The sequence below is a fragment of the Leifsonella bigeumensis genome (genome assembly GCF_039537265.1).
Taxonomy (GTDB): Bacteria; Actinomycetota; Actinomycetes; order Actinomycetales; family Microbacteriaceae; genus Terrimesophilobacter; species Terrimesophilobacter bigeumensis.
In genome coordinates this window covers 1,146,562-1,163,249 of record NZ_BAABAE010000003.1, presented here as the reverse complement: position 1 = coordinate 1,163,249, position 16,688 = coordinate 1,146,562, and the positions used below count along the sequence as shown (strand labels likewise).

At 69.2% G+C, this 16,688-nt stretch carries 15 protein-coding genes; all 15 read left to right on the top strand.

Annotated features, from left to right (window positions below):
* The 15 genes from ABD678_RS10765 (at position 1) to pyk (ending at position 16,684) form a co-directional block, all read left to right on the top strand.
* The gene (locus ABD678_RS10765; RefSeq protein WP_344756490.1) at positions 1–375 is read left to right on the top strand and encodes an FKBP-type peptidyl-prolyl cis-trans isomerase; all 375 of its coding nucleotides are present in this window, start codon (positions 1–3) and stop codon (positions 373–375) included.
* Positions 376–406: 31 nt separating this feature from the next.
* Positions 407–670 (top strand): phosphoribosyl-ATP diphosphatase, encoded by a 264-nt coding sequence (locus tag ABD678_RS10760; RefSeq protein WP_344756488.1) that lies wholly within the window; start codon positions 407–409, stop codon positions 668–670.
* Positions 671–749: 79 nt separating this feature from the next.
* Positions 750–1,589, top strand: a complete 840-nt coding sequence (hisG, locus tag ABD678_RS10755; RefSeq protein WP_344756486.1) for an ATP phosphoribosyltransferase — start codon at positions 750–752, stop codon at positions 1,587–1,589.
* A 1-nt stretch (position 1,590) separates the two neighbouring features.
* Complete coding sequence (gene hisF / locus ABD678_RS10750) at positions 1,591–2,364, top strand: imidazole glycerol phosphate synthase subunit HisF (protein WP_344756484.1); 774 nt, start codon at positions 1,591–1,593, stop codon at positions 2,362–2,364.
* Positions 2,361–2,702, top strand: coding sequence for a phosphoribosyl-AMP cyclohydrolase (gene hisI, locus ABD678_RS10745; protein WP_344756482.1), 342 nt, complete (start codon positions 2,361–2,363; stop codon positions 2,700–2,702). Before hisF ends, hisI begins: the two co-directional genes overlap by 4 nt.
* Positions 2,699–4,219 carry an anthranilate synthase component I gene (locus tag ABD678_RS10740; RefSeq protein ID WP_344756480.1) on the top strand — a complete coding sequence of 507 codons (1,521 nt, stop codon included), beginning with the start codon at positions 2,699–2,701 and terminating at the stop codon, positions 4,217–4,219. The genes hisI and ABD678_RS10740 overlap by 4 nt, the downstream gene beginning before the upstream one ends.
* Complete coding sequence (locus tag ABD678_RS10735) at positions 4,216–4,872, top strand: Trp biosynthesis-associated membrane protein (RefSeq protein WP_344756478.1); 657 nt, start codon at positions 4,216–4,218, stop codon at positions 4,870–4,872. Before ABD678_RS10740 ends, ABD678_RS10735 begins: the two co-directional genes overlap by 4 nt.
* Before the next feature lie 41 nt (positions 4,873–4,913).
* Positions 4,914–5,150 (top strand): DUF6704 family protein, encoded by a 237-nt coding sequence (locus ABD678_RS10730; protein ID WP_344756476.1) that lies wholly within the window; start codon positions 4,914–4,916, stop codon positions 5,148–5,150.
* A gap of 3 nt (positions 5,151–5,153) precedes the next feature.
* Positions 5,154–5,924, top strand: a complete 771-nt coding sequence (gene trpC / locus ABD678_RS10725) for an indole-3-glycerol phosphate synthase TrpC (protein WP_344756474.1) — start codon at positions 5,154–5,156, stop codon at positions 5,922–5,924.
* Positions 5,924–7,138 carry a tryptophan synthase subunit beta gene (gene trpB / locus ABD678_RS10720; RefSeq protein ID WP_344756472.1) on the top strand — a complete coding sequence of 405 codons (1,215 nt, stop codon included), beginning with the start codon at positions 5,924–5,926 and terminating at the stop codon, positions 7,136–7,138. Before trpC ends, trpB begins: the two co-directional genes overlap by 1 nt.
* A complete protein-coding gene (gene trpA / locus ABD678_RS10715; protein ID WP_344756470.1) occupies positions 7,111–7,932 on the top strand; it encodes a tryptophan synthase subunit alpha in 822 nt (273 codons plus the stop codon). The genes trpB and trpA overlap by 28 nt, the downstream gene beginning before the upstream one ends.
* Positions 7,933–7,983: 51 nt before the next feature.
* Positions 7,984–9,087: a prolipoprotein diacylglyceryl transferase gene (gene lgt, locus ABD678_RS10710; RefSeq protein ID WP_344757172.1), complete on the top strand. Its 1,104-nt coding sequence runs from the start codon at positions 7,984–7,986 to the stop codon at positions 9,085–9,087.
* Positions 9,088–9,171: 84 nt separating this feature from the next.
* On the top strand, positions 9,172–13,743 hold the full coding sequence (gltB, locus tag ABD678_RS10705; protein ID WP_344756468.1) for a glutamate synthase large subunit: 4,572 nt from the start codon (positions 9,172–9,174) through the stop codon (positions 13,741–13,743).
* Positions 13,736–15,190, top strand: coding sequence for a glutamate synthase subunit beta (locus ABD678_RS10700; RefSeq protein WP_344756466.1), 1,455 nt, complete (start codon positions 13,736–13,738; stop codon positions 15,188–15,190). Before gltB ends, ABD678_RS10700 begins: the two co-directional genes overlap by 8 nt.
* A 51-nt stretch (positions 15,191–15,241) precedes the next feature.
* Entirely contained in the window at positions 15,242–16,684 is a 1,443-nt protein-coding gene (gene pyk, locus ABD678_RS10695) for a pyruvate kinase (protein WP_344756464.1), read from the top strand.
* Positions 16,685–16,688 lie beyond the last annotated feature (4 nt).

Genomic DNA, 16,688 nt, shown 5'->3' with positions numbered 1-16,688 from the left:
ATGAGCGAATTCAACAGGACCAAGCCGGAGATCGACTTCTACGAGGGCGAGGCGCCCGAGGTGCTCGTGACCGAGGACGTCGAGATCGGCACGGGAGACGAGGCGACCCCCGGGTCGACCGTCGACGTCCACTACCTCGGTGTCGACCTGGAGACCGGCGAGGAGTTCGATTCGAGCTGGAGCCGTGGCGAGTCGATCAACTTCCCGTTGCGCAGCCTCATCGCGGGCTGGCAGGAGGGCATCCCCGGCATGCGTGTGGGCGGTCGTCGCCAGCTCGTCATCCCCCCGCACCTCGCCTACGGGCCGGCCGGCGGCGGGCACGCGCTCTCCGGACGCACACTCATCTTCGTCATCGACCTGCTGGGCGTTTCGTAAGAGGGCTCGCCCAGCCGGTACCCTTGAGGGCGTGAAGACTTTCGACGAGCTGTTCGCCGAGTTGAGCGAGAAGGCCGCGACCCGGCCCGCCGACTCGGGCACGGTCGAGCGCCTCGACGCCGGGGTGCACTCGATCGGCAAGAAGCTCGTCGAGGAGGCCGCGGAGTCCTGGATGGCGGCGGAGCACGAGACCGCCGATCGCACGGCTGAAGAGCTCTCGCAGCTGCTCTACCACGTGCAGGTGCTCATGCTCGCGAAGGGCCTCACGACCGCGGATGTCTACCGACATCTCTGAGCGCGCTCCCGACCGCACTTCCCGTCCGACCACGCCGACGCCGCGCTGAACGACCAGCCGGCGAGTGAAGAGAACCAGCATGCTCAGAATCGCCGTCCCCAACAAGGGAATGCTCGCCGACACGGCAACCCAGATGCTCTCGGAGGCCGGGTATGTCATCCGCCGCGATCCGAAGGAGCTCATCGTCTTCGACCCGGCCAACGACGTCGAGTTCTTCTATCTTCGCCCCCGCGACATCGCCACCTATGTCGGCTCCGGCGCACTCGATGTCGGGATCACCGGCCGGGATCTCCTTCTCGACTCCGGGTCCGGCGCCACCGAGATCGTCGGTCTCGACTTCGGTGAATCCACGTTCCGGTTCGCAGGACCCGCGGGCCGCTTCTCGACCCTCGCCGACCTGCATGGGGTCCGCGTCGCGACGAGCTATCCGGGTCTCGTCGGCGCCTACCTGAAGAGCGAGGGCGTGGCCGCGGAGCTCGTCCCGCTCGACGGCGCGGTCGAGTCGGCGGTGCGCCTGGGCGTCGCGGATGCCGTCGCCGACGTCGTCTCGACCGGCACGACCCTGCGCCAGCAGGGGCTCGAGGTCTTCGGTCCGGTCATCCTCGAGTCGACCGCAGTGCTCATCAGTTCTGGCGCCGAGCTCGCCGGGCTCCCGACCTTCCAACGACGCATCCAGGGGGTGCTCGTCGCACGGCAGTACGTGCTCATGGATTACGACCTGCCCTCCGGCCTCGTCGAGGCCGCCTCGGCCATCACTCCCGGCCTCGAGTCGCCGACCATCTCGCCGCTGCGCGATTCGGACTGGGTCGCGGTCCGCGTCATGGTGCCGCGGGTGCGAATGAACGCGATCATGGACGAGCTCTACGAGCTCGGCGCTCGCGCGATCCTGGTCAGTTCGATTCACGCGGCGCGCATCTGACATGGGTGTCGCGGTGAGGGTCATCCCGTGCCTGGACGTCGCAGACGGCCGGGTGGTCAAGGGCGTCAATTTCCTCGATCTGCGCGACGCGGGCGACCCGGTCGAGCTCGCCCGTCGGTACTACGAGCAGGGCGCGGACGAACTCACGTTCCTCGACGTGACCGCGACGGTGGCCGGCCGCGAGACGACCTATGAGCTCGTCACCCGCACTGCCGAGCAGGTGTTCATCCCGCTGACGGTGGGCGGGGGCGTCCGCAGCGCGGAGGATGTCGCCCGCCTTCTCGGTGCAGGCGCCGACAAGGTGGGGGTCAACAGCGCTGCGATCGCGAGGCCTGCGCTCATCGACGAGATCGCCGACCGGTTCGGGGCGCAGGTGCTCGTGCTCTCGCTCGACGTCAAGCGCGTCGGCGCCTCTGGAGCCGGGCGCTTCGTCGTGACGACGCACGGCGGCCGCACCGAGACCGGGCTCGACGCTCTCGACTGGGCGAGGGAGGCGATCGAGCGCGGTGCGGGCGAGCTGCTCGTCAACTCGATCGACGCCGACGGAACGAGGTCCGGTTTCGACCTCGAGCTCGTGGCGGCGATGCGCGAACTCAGCAGCGTGCCGGTCATCGCCTCAGGGGGTGCCGGTGCGCTCGAGCATTTCGCCCCTGCGGTGCTCGCGGGGGCGGATGCCGTGCTCGCCGCCTCGGTGTTCCACAATGGAGAGTTGACGGTGGGCGAGGTGAAGCGCGAGCTCGCCGCGCAGGGCATCCTTGTGAGGGAGGCGACATGAATCCGGGCGAGATCGACGAGATCGTGGACCAGGCGGTGTTCGGTGCAGACGGCCTGCTGCCGGCGATCGTGCAGGAGGACGGCTCACGCGACGTGCTCATGTTCGCCTGGATGGACGCCGAAGCGCTCCGCCGCACCCTCGGCTGCGGTCTCGTGACGTTCTGGTCGCGCTCCCGGCAGGAGTACTGGCGCAAGGGCGACACCTCCGGCAATCACCTGACGGTCCTCTCCGCCGCTCTCGACTGCGATGCGGATGTCCTGCTCGTCACGGTCGCACCGGTCGCCGCCGCCTGCCACACCGGCGCGCACTCGTGCTTCGATGCTGAGGCCCGCGCATGACCTCGACGACGCGCGAGGAGTTCGACACTCTCCTGGCCGACCATCGGGTCGTCCCGGTCATCCGGGAGCTCTTCGCCGACGGCGAGACCCCGGTCGGCATCTACCGCAAGCTCGCCGCGGGCGCCCCGGGCACCTTCCTGCTCGAGTCGGCGGAGCAGGGCGGCATCTGGTCGCGCTACTCCTTCATCGGCGTCTCGAGTTTCGGCGTCCTCACCCAGGAGGACGGCGCCGCGACCTGGCTCGACTACGGCTTGCCCGCCGACCGCGCGCTAGGGGCGGATGCGCCCTCGGCACCGCTCGAGGCGCTCGGCCGCCTGCACGCGCGCTGGGCGACGCCGCGCATCCCGGGGCATCCGCCGCTCACCGGAGGCCTCATCGGCTTCATCGGCTGGGAGGCGATCCGGCAGATCGAACGGCTCCCGGATGCCCCGCCCGCCGACTACGAGATCCCGGGTCAGGCGTTCGGCTTCGTGAAGGAGCTCGTGGTCGTCGACCACCGCACCGGGACGGTGCTGCTCATCGCGACGGTGCTCAACGACGGTGTGGATGACGCGGATGCGCTCTGGTCGACGGCAGGCGCCGCCCTCGACTCGCTCCAGTCCCGTCTTGCCCAGCCCTCGGAGGCCTGGCTCGCCGAGGTGGACCTCTCCCGCGACCCGGCGGCCAGCAGCCGCGTCGATGCGGCGACCTTCGGGGCATCCGTCGAGGCCGGCAAGCGCTACATCCGTGAAGGCGATGTCTTCCAGGTCGTCCTCTCGCAGCGTTTCGACCACGAGGTCACCGCCGAGCCCATCGACGTGTACCGGGTGCTCAGGTCGCTGAACCCGAGCCCCTACATGTACCTGCTTTCGCTCGCCGACCCGGCGGGAGAACCGTACTGGATCGTCGGCTCGTCGCCCGAGGCCCTCGTGAAGACCGAGAACGGACGCGTGTACATGCATCCGATCGCCGGCTCCCGGCCGCGCGGCGACTCCCCGGAGCACGACCTCGACCTCGCGAACGAACTGCTCGCCGACGCGAAGGAGCGCGCGGAGCACCTCATGCTCGTCGATCTCGCCCGCAACGACCTGCAGAAGGTATGCGCACCGGGCACGGTCGAGGTGACCGAGTTCATGCAGGTGGAGCGCTTCAGCCACATCATGCATCTCGTCTCCTCGGTGGAGGGCGATCTCCGACCGGATGCCGCACCCATCGACGTCTTCCGGGCCACCTTCCCGGCCGGCACCCTCTCCGGTGCGCCGAAACCGAGGGCGCTCGAGATCATCGACGAACTCGAGCCGGCCCAGCGCGGGCTGTACGGGGGAGTCGTGGGCTACTTCGGGTTCTCCGGGGACCTCGACCTCGCGATCGCGATCCGTACGGCCACGATCGCCGGCGGGGTCGCCCGCGTCCAGGCCGGAGCCGGCATCGTCGCAGACTCCGACCCGGTGTCGGAGTTCGTGGAGTCGCAGAACAAGGCGGCGGCGCCGCTGAGAGCGGTCGCGGTCGCGAACGCGATGCGCCGGGTCGAACGATGACGGCGAACAGTCGTGGTCGGCGCCTCAAGTCCGTGAGCCTCCTGCTCGGCATCCTCTTCTCGGGTGCCGCGCTGCTGGCCTGGTCGCAGCCCTGGTTCGTGGCGACGCTCGGCGGCGCCTCCGCGACGCATCCGCCGATTCCTGCCGGCGGCGATGTCGCGGCGCCCGCGGTCGCAGCCCTGGCTCTCGCCGGCCTCGCCGGGGTCGGTGCGATGGCCATCTCCGGCCGGGTGTTCCGGATCGTCCTCGCTCTACTCCAGGTCCTCGTCGGAGGCTGCATCGTCCTCTCGGCGTCGCTCGCTCTGCTCTCGCCCGTGTCGGCGGTCGAGCCGCTCGTGACCACCGCGACGGGCATCGCCGGCCACGAAGCCGTCTCCGCGCTCGTCGCCGCCGTTCCGGCGACCGCCTGGCCGTTCGTCGCGTTCGTCGCGGGCCTGCTCCTGGCCGTGCTCGGGCTCTCGATCGTGGTGACCGGTCGCGTCTGGCCCGGCTCATCGGGTAGGTACCAACCGGTGCGATTCGAGGCGGCGGATGCCGCAGCAGATCCCCGGCCCGCCGGAGGCGAGCACGCGGTCTCCGACTGGGATGCGTTGAGCGGCGGGGCCGACCCGACCTCTGGTGAGCCGCGCTCGGGGTCGACCGGCTCCCGCTAGACTGGGTGCATTCTTTCGGCAGCGAGACCCACGGGAGTGACATGAGCAGCGAAGACATTTCGGATCCGGGCCACGGGCATTCCCCGGCGGCGTGGGTCGCGGTCCTCATCATGCTGGTCGGCTTCACGCTCGGCACCTTCGCGTTCTGGTTCGTGTCGATGTGGATGATCTGGGTCGCCGCCGTCCTCGTCGTCGCCGGGCCCATCGTCGGCTGGATCCTCGCCAGGCTCGGCTACGGTGTCGCCGGTCCGCGATACCAGCCGAAGAGCACCCACTAGCGCGTGCTCAGCGAACTCATCGCGGGGGCCGTCGCCGACGCCTCCGCGCGTCGAGCCGTACGCAGCCAGGCGGATGTCGAGAGGGCGGCGCTGGATCGCGCCCCTGCGCTCGACGCGCTGGCCGCGCTCGCACCTGCCGACCGGGTGAAGATCATCGCCGAGGTCAAGCGGGCGAGCCCGTCCCGCGGGGCACTCGCCGACATCCCGGACCCGGCCGCCCTCGCCGCCCGGTACGAGACCGGGGGAGCGAGCGCGATCAGCGTGCTCACCGAGGGCCGCCGGTTCGGCGGCTCGCTCGAGGATCTCGAAGCGGTGCGGGCGCGGGTGAGCCTGCCGGTGCTCCGCAAGGACTTCATCGTGCTCCCGTACCAGGTGTTCGAGGCACGGGCCGCGGGCGCCGACCTCGTGCTCCTCATGGCCTCCGCACTCGAACAGGCGGACCTCGTCGAGCTGTACGCTCTCGTCACCGAACTCGGCATGACCGCTCTCGTGGAGGCTCATGACGCGGAGGAGGTCGCGCGGGCGGTCGACCTCGGCGCGAGCGTGATCGGGATCAACGCCCGTAATCTCTCGACCTTCGAGCTCGATCCTGGAATCTTCCCGCGACTGGTCGACCGCCTGCCGTCCGGGACGATCAGGGTCGCGGAGTCCGCTGTCAAAACGGCGGCGGATGTCGCCCGCTACCGCGAGGCCGGCGCCGACGTCGTTCTCGTCGGCGAAGCGCTCGTGACGGGTGACCCTGTCGCGACCCTCACAGAATTCCTGGCCGGCTGATGACGGAGCGACACGGGAGCCTGCGCGACGCCTCAGGGCCGTACTTCGGCGAATACGGCGGCCGGTTCGTTCCGGAGTCCCTCGTCGAGGCACTCGACGAACTCACTGCCGCGTACGCGGCGGCGAAGGTCGACCCGGCCTTCCGGGCCGAGCTCGAACGACTGAACGCCACCTACACCGGCCGGCCGTCGATCATCACCGAGGTACCGCGGTTCGCCGAGCACGCCGGCGGTGCGCGCATCATCCTCAAGCGGGAGGATCTCAACCACACGGGCTCCCACAAGATCAACAACGTGCTCGGCCAGGCGCTCCTCACCAAGCGCATCGGTAAGAACCGGGTCATCGCCGAGACGGGCGCAGGGCAGCACGGCGTCGCGACGGCCACCGCCGCAGCCCTGCTCGGCATGGACTGCGTCATCTACATGGGCGAGGTCGACACCGAGCGCCAGGCGCTCAACGTCGCACGGATGCGCCTCCTCGGTGCCGAGGTCATCCCGGTCACGGCGGGCTCGCGCACCCTCAAGGACGCCATCAACGAGGCCATGCGCGACTGGGTCACGAACGTCGCGACGACCAACTACATCTTCGGCACCGTGGCCGGGCCGCATCCGTTCCCGGCCATGGTCCGCGACTTCCAGAAGGTCATCGGCGAGGAGGCCAGGCAGCAGGTCATCGACCTCACCGGGGCGCTCCCGGATGCCGTGACCGCGTGCGTGGGCGGCGGATCGAACGCGATCGGCATCTTCGACGCCTTCCTCGACGACGAGAGTGTCGCCCTCTACGGGTTCGAGGCGGCCGGCGACGGAGCCGAGACCCCACGGCACGCCGCGACCATCACGAAGGGCCGCCCCGGCGTGCTACACGGCGCGCGCAGCTACCTGTTGCAGGACGACGACGGGCAGACCATCGAGTCGCACTCCATCTCCGCCGGCCTCGACTATCCGGGCGTCGGACCCGAGCACGCCTGGCTCGCCGACATCGGGCGCGCGACGTACCTGCCGGTCACGGACGCCGCGGCCATGGACGCACTCCGGCTCCTGTCGCGAACCGAGGGCATCATCCCGGCGATCGAGTCCGCGCACGCCCTCGCCGGAACGCTCGAACTCGGCCGCCGACTCGGCCCCGACGCCACGATCCTGGTGAGCCTGAGCGGCCGGGGCGACAAGGACATGGAGACCGCCGCAGCATGGTTCGACATCCTGGACAAGTCGTGAGCGCCCCGCTCAGCCGTGTCGGCGCGGCGATCGACGCGCGCAGGGCTGCGGCATCCGGCGCGCTCATCGGCTACCTGCCGGTTGGGTTCCCCGACCTGAGGACGAGCATCGAGGCCGCCGTCGCGATCGCCGAGAACGGCGTCGACGTCATCGAGCTCGGCCTCCCATATTCCGACCCGGTCATGGACGGCCCGGTCATCCAGAAGGCCACCCAGACCGCTCTCGCCGGCGGATTCCGGCTCGCCCACGCCTTCGAGGCGGTGAGCGCGATCACCGCGAGGGTCGACGTGCCCGTCGTGCTCATGACCTACTGGAACCCCGTGCTGCAGTACGGCGTCGACCGGTTCGCCGACGACCTCGTGGCAGCCGGGGGAGCGGGGCTCATCACGCCCGATCTCATCCCGGACGACGCCGCTGCCTGGCTGGACGCCTCGGAGCGCACCGGGCTCGACAGGATCTTCCTCGCGGCCCCCTCCTCGACCGAGGAGCGCCTCCGGATGATCTCGGCGCAGTCCCGTGGATTCGTCTACGCGGTCTCGACCATGGGCATCACCGGCGCCAGGGCCGAGGTCGACAGCGCCGCCCGTTCCCTCGTCGCGAGGCTGCGGGAGTCCGGAGCCGAGCGGGCCTGCGTCGGCCTCGGGATCTCCACCGGTGACCAGGTGCGGGAGGTGCTCGGCTACGCGGACGGCGCGATCGTCGGCTCCGCCCTCGTCGCAGCACTCGACTCCGGCGGCGTTCCCGGACTCGCCCGCACGGCATCCGACCTGGCCGTCGGTACTAGGCTGAACTAGCATTTCTGCGTCATCCCCCACGAAAGGCATCCTCGAATCGTGATCGCGCCCATGATCTCGCTCCCGGCGAGCATCCCGAGTCCCGACTACGCGTGGCAGGTGTGGCGGATCCCGATCGGCGAGTGGTTCTCCGGGCTCGGCCTCTCACCGGACTACGTGCTCAACATCCACGCCTACGCCCTGTGCATCCTCGCCGGCATCATCGCCGCGACGATCCTCACCGGGTACCGCCTGAGGCAGCGCGGCGCGGATGCCGGACTCGTCCTCGACATCGCCCTGTGGGCGGTGCCGTTCGGGATCATCGGCGGACGCATCTTCCACGTCGTCACCCATCCCGACGACTACTTCGGCCCCGGCAAGGACCTCCTGAAGACCCTCTACATCTGGGAGGGCGGCATGGCGATCTTCGGCGCGCTCATGCTCGGCGCGCTGGGAACGTTCATCGGATGCCGGCTGTCGGGCGTGCGGTTCTGGAGCTTCGCCGACGCACTCGCACCGAGCCTCCTGCTCGCGCAGGCCTTCGGCCGGCTCGGCAACTACTTCAACCACGAGCTCTTCGGCCTCCCGACCGACCTCCCGTGGGGCCTCGAGATCGAGGCGACCAATCCCGCATTTCCGGCCGGCCTTCCGGCGGGGACCCTGTTCCACCCGACCTTCCTCTACGAGATCATCTGGAACCTCATCGGCGTCGGCGTGCTGCTCTTCCTGGAGCGCAAGTGGCGGTTGCAGAAGACGACGATCCCGTTCCTCGACGTTGACGTTCCGATGCCGACGCCTGGCGCATACCGCTTCCAGTGGGGGAAGATGCTCGGCCTCTACCTCATCTGGTACGGCGTCGGCCGCAGCTTCTTCGAGTCGATCCGCATCGACCCGAGCGAGATCTTCTTCGGCATCCGCACGAACGTCTGGGCCGCCTTCGGAGCGATCCTGGTCGGCCTCGTGATCATCATCGTGCAGTCCCGGCGTCATCCGGGGATCGAACCGAGCCCGTACGTTCCGGGTCGCGAGTGGTCGGCGGATGCTGTTGTACACTCTGAAGACGTTTACTCGGACTCTGATTTCGAAGGCAATGACGGCTCGATCTCAACAGAACCCTCCAGGTCCGCTGAAACGAAGGGCACCAAGGCTGCCATAAGCGGCCGAGCCAAGTCATAGCTCCAGCGCACTCATCCGGGCTCCGGCCGGCGCGAGCATTCACGGGCCAAAGTCGTCCCTCGATCGATTCCGTGAGGACGCACCATGGTCCCGAAGCCACCGCATACGCGTTTCAGCGCCGTGCCCGGCGCGACCGGGCTGTACGACCCTGCCTTCGAGAAGGATGCCTGCGGCCTGGCCATGGTCGCGACCCTGCGCGGAACGGCGGGGCACGACATCATCGAGCTGGCCCTCACCGCACTGCGGAACATGGAGCACCGCGGGGCGGTCGGCTCCGACGCCGGAACCGGGGACGGCGCCGGCATCCTGACGCAGATCCCGGATGCCTTCCTGCGCGCCGTGGCGGGCATCGAACTGCCGGAGGTGGGCCACTACCTCGTCGGATCCGCGTTCCTGCCCGTCGCCGACAGCGAGCGATCCACCGTCAAGGAGCAGTTCGCGGACCTCGCGGCGTCCGAGAGTCTCACCGTGCTCGGCTGGCGGGAGGTCCCCGTCCGCGAGGAGCAGCTCGGCGCGCTGGCCCGTGAAGCCATGCCGCGCATCGAGCAGGTGTTCCTGAGCGGCGCCGACCCGTCGGGCGGACGTGTTTCCGGCATCGCCCTCGATCGGCTTGCGTTCCGGTTCCGCAAGCGCGCCGAGCGCGAGCTCGACGTGTACTTCCCTTCGCTGTCGTGCCGCACCCTCGTCTACAAGGGCATGGTCACGACCCTCCAGCTCGAACCGTTCTACCCCGATCTCTCCGATGAGCGCTTCGCCTCACGGCTCGCCCTCGTCCATTCCCGCTATTCGACCAACACCTTCCCCTCCTGGCCGCTCGCCCAGCCGTTCCGGATGCTCGCCCACAACGGCGAGATCAACACCGTCCAGGGCAATCGCAACTGGATGCGCGCCCGCCAGTCCCAGCTGGAGTCCGACCTGCTCGGCGACATCCGGCCCCTCCTGCCGATCGTGACTCCGGGGGCGAGCGACTCCGCATCCTTCGACGAGGTGCTCGAACTGCTCACCCTGAGCGGCCGGTCGCTGCCGCACGCGATCATGATGATGATCCCCGAGGCCTACGAGAACCAGCCGGACCTCGCCGAGGAGCGTCGCGCGTTCTACGAATACCACTCCGTGCTCATGGAGCCGTGGGACGGCCCGGCCGCCATGGTCTTCACCGACGGAACGCTCGTCGGCGCCACCCTCGACCGCAACGGGCTGCGCCCAGGCCGCTTCCTTGTGACGGATGACGGCCTCGTCGTGCTCGCGAGCGAGATCGGGGTACTCGAGTTCGAGCCGAGCCGGGTCGTGCGCAAGGGACGCCTGCGGCCGGGGAGGATGTTCCTCGTCGACACCGAGGCAGGCCGGCTCATCGAAGACGATGAGCTCAAGGACTCGCTCGCCGCGCAGAAGCCGTGGGGGCAATGGCTGGCGAATGGCCGCATCAACCTCAAGGACCTGCCCGAGCGAGAGCACATCGTGCACACCCCCGCTTCGGTGACCCGTCGCCAGCGCACCTTCGGCTACACCGAGGAGGAGGTGAGTGTGCTCATCGCCCCCATGGCTCAGGCCGGAGCCGAGCCGATCGGGGCCATGGGCACCGACACGCCGGTCGCCGTGCTCTCCGACCGGCCTCGGCTCCTCTTTGACTACTTCACCCAGCAGTTCGCGCAGGTGACGAACCCGCCGCTCGACAGCATCCGCGAGGAGGTCGTCACCTCGATGAAGCTCGCGCTCGGCCCCGAACGCAACCTGCTCGAGGCGACGCCGGAGCACGCGTATCAGATCGTGCTCGACTTCCCGGTGATCGACAACGACGAGCTCGCGAAGATCCAGCACATCGATGCCTCGCCCGGCAGCCGCACGACGACGACCATTCGCGGCCTGTACCGCTTCGACGAGGGACCGGATGCCCTCGCCAACCGGCTCGCCGCGATGTGCCACGAGGTCGATGACGCGATCGAGCACGGGGCGAAGTACCTCGTGCTCTCCGACCGCGACTCCAACAAGGATCTGGCCCCCATCCCGTCGCTGCTCATGCTCTCGACGATCCACCACCACCTCATCCGGCAGGAGAACCGGCTGAAAGTCGGCATCATCGTCGAGGCCGGGGATGTGCGCGAGGTGCACCACGTCGCCCTCCTCGTCGGCTACGGCGCCTCCGCGATCAACCCGTACCTCGCCATGGAGACCGCGGAGGAGCTCGTCCGCAGCGGCGTGCTCACCGACGTGACGCCGGAGAAGGCTGTCGCGAACATCATCAAGGCGCTCGGCAAGGGCGTGCTCAAGACCATGTCGAAGATGGGGATCTCGGTCGTCTCCTCGTACGCGGGAGCGCAGGCCTTCGAGGCCATCGGGCTCGACCAGGGTTTCGTCGACGAATACTTCACCGGAACGACGTCGAGGCTGGGCGGTATCGGGATCGACGTGATCGCCGCAGAGAACCTGTCCCGTCACCGCAGCGCCTACCCGGATGAGGCGGCCAGCACGGCGCACGAGCGCCTCGCGACCGGTGGCGAGTACCAGTGGCGGCGCGGCGGGCCGCCCCATTTGTTCAACCCGGAGACGGTGTTCCGGCTCCAGCACTCCACCCGAACCCGCCGCTACGACATCTTCCGCGAGTACACCAAGCTCGTCGACGACCAGGCGAACAGCCTCATGACGCTGCGCGGGCTGTTCGGGCTGCGGGAGGGCATCCGGCCGCCCGTGCCGATCGCCGAGGTCGAGCCGGTCTCGTCGATCGTCACGCGCTTCTCGACGGGCGCCATGAGCTACGGCTCGATCAGCGAGGAGGCGCACGAGACCCTCGCGATCGCCATGAACCGGCTCGGTGCGCGCAGCAACACGGGGGAGGGCGGCGAGACGGTCGAGCGCCTGCTCGACCCCGAGCGGCGCAGTGCTGTCAAACAGGTCGCCTCGGCCCGGTTCGGCGTCACGAGCCTGTACCTGACGCACGCGACGGACATCCAGATCAAGATGGCGCAGGGCGCCAAGCCCGGCGAGGGCGGCCAGCTCCCGCCGTCCAAGGTCTACCCGTGGATCGCGCGCACCCGCCACGCCACCGCCGGGGTCGGGCTCATCAGCCCTCCGCCGCACCACGACATCTACTCGATCGAGGACCTCAAGCAGCTCATCTACGACCTCAAACGTGCGAATCCGGATGCCCGCATCCATGTGAAGCTCGTGAGCCAGTCAGGGATCGGCGCGGTCGCCGCCGGCGTGACGAAGGCCCTCGCGGATGTCGTGCTCGTCTCCGGCCACGACGGCGGCACCGGGGCGAGCCCGCTCTCCTCGCTCAAGCACGCCGGAACGCCGTGGGAGATCGGCCTGGCCGAGACTCAGCAGACGCTCATGCTCAACGGGATGCGCGACCGCGTCGTCGTGCAGGTCGACGGGCAGTTGAAGACCGGCCGCGACGTCATTGTCGCCGCCCTGCTCGGGGCGGAGGAGTTCGGGTTCGCCACGGCGCCGCTCGTCGTCTCCGGCTGCATCATGATGCGGGTGTGCCACCTCGACACCTGCCCGGTGGGCGTCGCGACCCAGAACCCCGAGTTGCGCGCCCGTTTCACCGGCAAGCCGGAATTCGTCGTCAACTTCTTCGAGTTCCTCGCCGAGGAGGTGCGCGAATACCTCGCCGCCCTGGGCTTTCGCAGCATCGAAGAGGCGATCGGGCATCGCGAGCTCCTCGACGTCGAGGCGGCCGTCTCGCACTGGAAGGCCGATGGGCTCGACCTCTCACCGGTGCTCTCGGGCGGTGCATTCGATCCGGGCGAGCCGTTGGCGCATCGGGTGCCTCAGGACCACGAACTCGAGAAGCACTTCGACACGAAGCTCATCGAGCTGAGCGCCGACGCGCTCGAGAACGGGCATCCGGTCGTCATCGAGGTTCCCGTTCGCAACACCGACCGGGCGATCGGCACGATGCTCGGCCACGAGGTCACGAAGCGCTACGGCGAACATGGCCTTCCGCGCGAGTGCATCGACATCACGCTGCACGGTACGGCCGGGCAATCGCTCGGCGCCTTCCTGCCGAGCGGCATCACGCTGCGGCTCGAGGGCGACGCGAACGACTACGTCGGCAAGGGACTCTCGGGCGGGGACATCGTTCTGCGGCCGGACCGGGAGAGCGTGTTCGCCGCCGAACGCAACGTCATCGCCGGCAACGTCATCGGATATGGCGCGACGAGCGGCCGGATGTTCCTGCGCGGCATCGTCGGAGAGCGGTTCCTCGTGCGCAATTCCGGCGCAACGGCCGTCGTGGAGGGCGCGGGCGACCATGCACTCGAGTACATGACCGGCGGTACCGCGCTCATCCTGGGCCCCGTCGGCCGCAACCTCGGAGCCGGGATGTCGGGTGGCACGGCCTACATCCACCGGCTGCGCCCCGACCGCCTCAATCGTGAGGCGCTCGACAGCGGCGAGCTGAAACTCGAGGTGCTCGACCGCGCCGACGTCGAACTCGTGAGAAGTCTCCTCGCGCAGCACCTCGAGCTCACCGGTTCCGCCCTGGCCGGCAGGATGCTGGGGGACTTCGATTCGGCCGTCGCCGACGTCGTCAAGGTCATCCCACGCGATTTCGCTGCGGTCTCCGAGGCCAGGGCGGCCGCGGAGCTCGAGGGGCTCGACCCCGACGGGGACATCGTCTGGGGACGCATCATGGAGGTGACCGGTGGCTGATCCGAAGGGCTTTCTGAAGACCCGCTCGCGCGAACTGCCGGCGCGGCGGCCCGTCCCCATCCGGCTCATGGACTGGAAAGAGATCTACGAGCCGGGCGATGGTGCGGTGCTCAAACGGCAGGCCGGACGCTGCATGGACTGCGGCATCCCGTTCTGCCACCAGGGCTGCCCGCTCGGCAACCTCATCCCCGAGTGGAACGACCTCATCCGTCGTGGTGAGGGTCGTGAGGCGAGCGAGCGTCTCCATGCGACCAACAACTTCCCGGAGTTCACCGGCCGGCTCTGTCCCGCGCCGTGCGAGAGCTCGTGCGTGCTCGGGATCAGCCAGGAGCCGGTCACGATCAAGCTCGTGGAGCAGTCGATCATCGACCAGGCCTGGGCGAACGACTGGGTGCAGCCGCATCCGCCCGAGCGCCTCACCGGCAAGACGGTGGCGGTCGTCGGCTCCGGCCCGGCCGGTCTCGCCGCAGCCCAGCAGCTCACGCGCGCCGGGCACACGGTCGCCGTGTTCGAGCGGGACGACCGCATCGGCGGCCTCCTGCGCTACGGCATCCCCGACTTCAAGCTCGAGAAGAAGCACATCGAGCACCGGCTGCGCCAGATGCAGGCCGAGGGCACCCGCTTCCGCGCCGGGGTCAACATCGGCGTCGACATCGGGTGGGGCGAGCTGCGGAGCCGCTACGACGCCGTGATCGTCGCCACCGGCGCACTCGAGCCCCGCGACCTGCCGGTGCCGGGGCGCGACCTCGCCGGCGTCCACTTCGCCATGGATTACCTCGTGCAGCAGAACCGCGTCGGTGCGGGCGACACAGTGCCGGGCCAGATCACTGCTGCGGGTCGTCACGTGGTCATCCTCGGAGGCGGGGACACCGGGGCCGACTGCCTGGGCACCGCCCACCGGCAGGGAGCGCTCTCCGTCACGACGCTCGCGATCGGCACACGACCGCCCGAGGCGCGTGCCGCGCACCAGCCCTGGCCGACGCATCCGCTCGTCTTCGAGGTGTCGACGGCGCACGAGGAGGGCGGCGAACGCCTGTTCCTGGCCTCCACCGTCGAGTTCCTGCCGAATGCGGCGGGGGAGGTGCGCGCCATCAGGGTCGCCGAGACCGAGTACCTCGACGGCCGGCGCGTCCCCAGGTCGGGCACCGAGCGGGAGGTCCCGGCCGACCTCGTGCTGCTCGCCCTCGGGTTCACCGGCACCGAGAGCTTCGCCCTGGAGTCGGAGCTCGGCGTCGCCGTGGACGGCGGGACTCTCGTGCGCGACGATGACTACCAGTCGAGCACTCCCGGCCTGTTCGTCGCGGGCGACGCCGGCCGGGGCCAATCGCTCATCGTCTGGGCGATCGCGGAGGGCCGGGCGGCGGCGGCCGCCGTGGACCGGTACCTTGAAGGGGACACCGAATTGCCGGCGCCGGTGCGTCCCACCGACCGGGCGCTGTCCCTCTGACCTGACCCGACGTCGGACCACCGACACCAAGACCGCGAACAAAGGAACACAGTGAGACGCGCAAAGATCGTTGCGACCCTCGGCCCGGCCACCTCCAGCTACGAGAACATCAGGGCCATCATCGATGCCGGGGTCGACGTCGCGCGGATGAACCTCAGCCACGGCAGCTACGACGTGCACGAGGAGGTCTACGCGAACGTGAGGCGGGCCGCGGATGCCGCTGGGCGCGTCGTCGCCGTCCTCGTCGACCTTCAGGGGCCGAAGATTCGCCTCGGAAAGTTCGAGGGCGGGCCCTACGAGCTGGCCGTGGGAGACGTGTTCCGGATCACGACCGAGGACATCGTCGGCAACAAGGACATCTCCTCGACCACCTACAAGGGTCTCCCGAGCGACGTGAAGGCTGGCGACCCGCTGCTCATCGACGACGGCAAGGTCACGCTGCGGGTGACAGCGACCGACGGAACGGTCGTCACGACCACGGTCGAGGTGCCCGGCGCGGTCTCCAACAACAAGGGCATCAACCTGCCGGGGGTCGCTGTGAACGTTCCAGCGCTCTCCGACAAGGACGAGGCGGATCTGCGCTGGGGCCTCGGGCTCGGCGCGGACCTGATTGCGCTCTCCTTCGTGCGCAGCGCCGACGACATCGTGCGGGTGCACGAGATCATGGCCGAGGAGGGACGGAAGGTCCCGGTCATCGCGAAGATCGAGAAGCCGCAGGCCGTCGACAACCTCGAGGGCATCATCGACGCCTTCGACGGCATCATGGTCGCCCGCGGCGATCTCGGGGTGGAGCTCCCGCTCGAGGCGGTGCCGATCGTGCAGAAGCAGGCTGTCGAGCTGTGCCGTCGGATGGCCAAGCCCGTGATCGTGGCGACGCAGATGCTCGAGTCGATGATCTCGAGTCCCCGCCCGACGCGTGCCGAGACCTCGGATGTCGCCAACGCCGTCCTCGACGGGACCGACGCCGTCATGCTGAGCGGTGAGACGAGTGTGGGCGAGTTCCCGGTCATCACCGTGCAGACGATGGCGCGCATCATCGAGTCGACGGAGGAGCATGGCCTCGACCGCATCCTGCCGCTCGGTGTGAAGCCGCGCACCCAGGGCGGCGCGATCACCCTGGCCGCGGCCGAGGTCGCCGACTTCGTCGAGGCCAGGTTCCTGTGCGTGTTCACGCAGTCCGGCGACTCGGCGCGGAGGATGGCCAGACTGCGCTCCAAGATCCCGATGCTCGCCTTCACGCCGGAGGTGGGCATCCTGCGCAGGATGGCGCTCACCTGGGGGATCCAGTCGTTCCTTGTCGATCCGGTCACGCACACGGATGCGATGTTCAGGCAGGTGGACGACATCCTGCTCGCGCAGGGCCTGGCCGAGATCGGCGACAAGGTCGTCGTGATCTCCGGTTCGCCCCCCGGCATCACCGGTTCGACGAACGACCTGCGCGTGCACCGCATCGGCGATGCGGCGAACGCCGCCGCGCCGGTCTGGGCGCAGTAGTCGC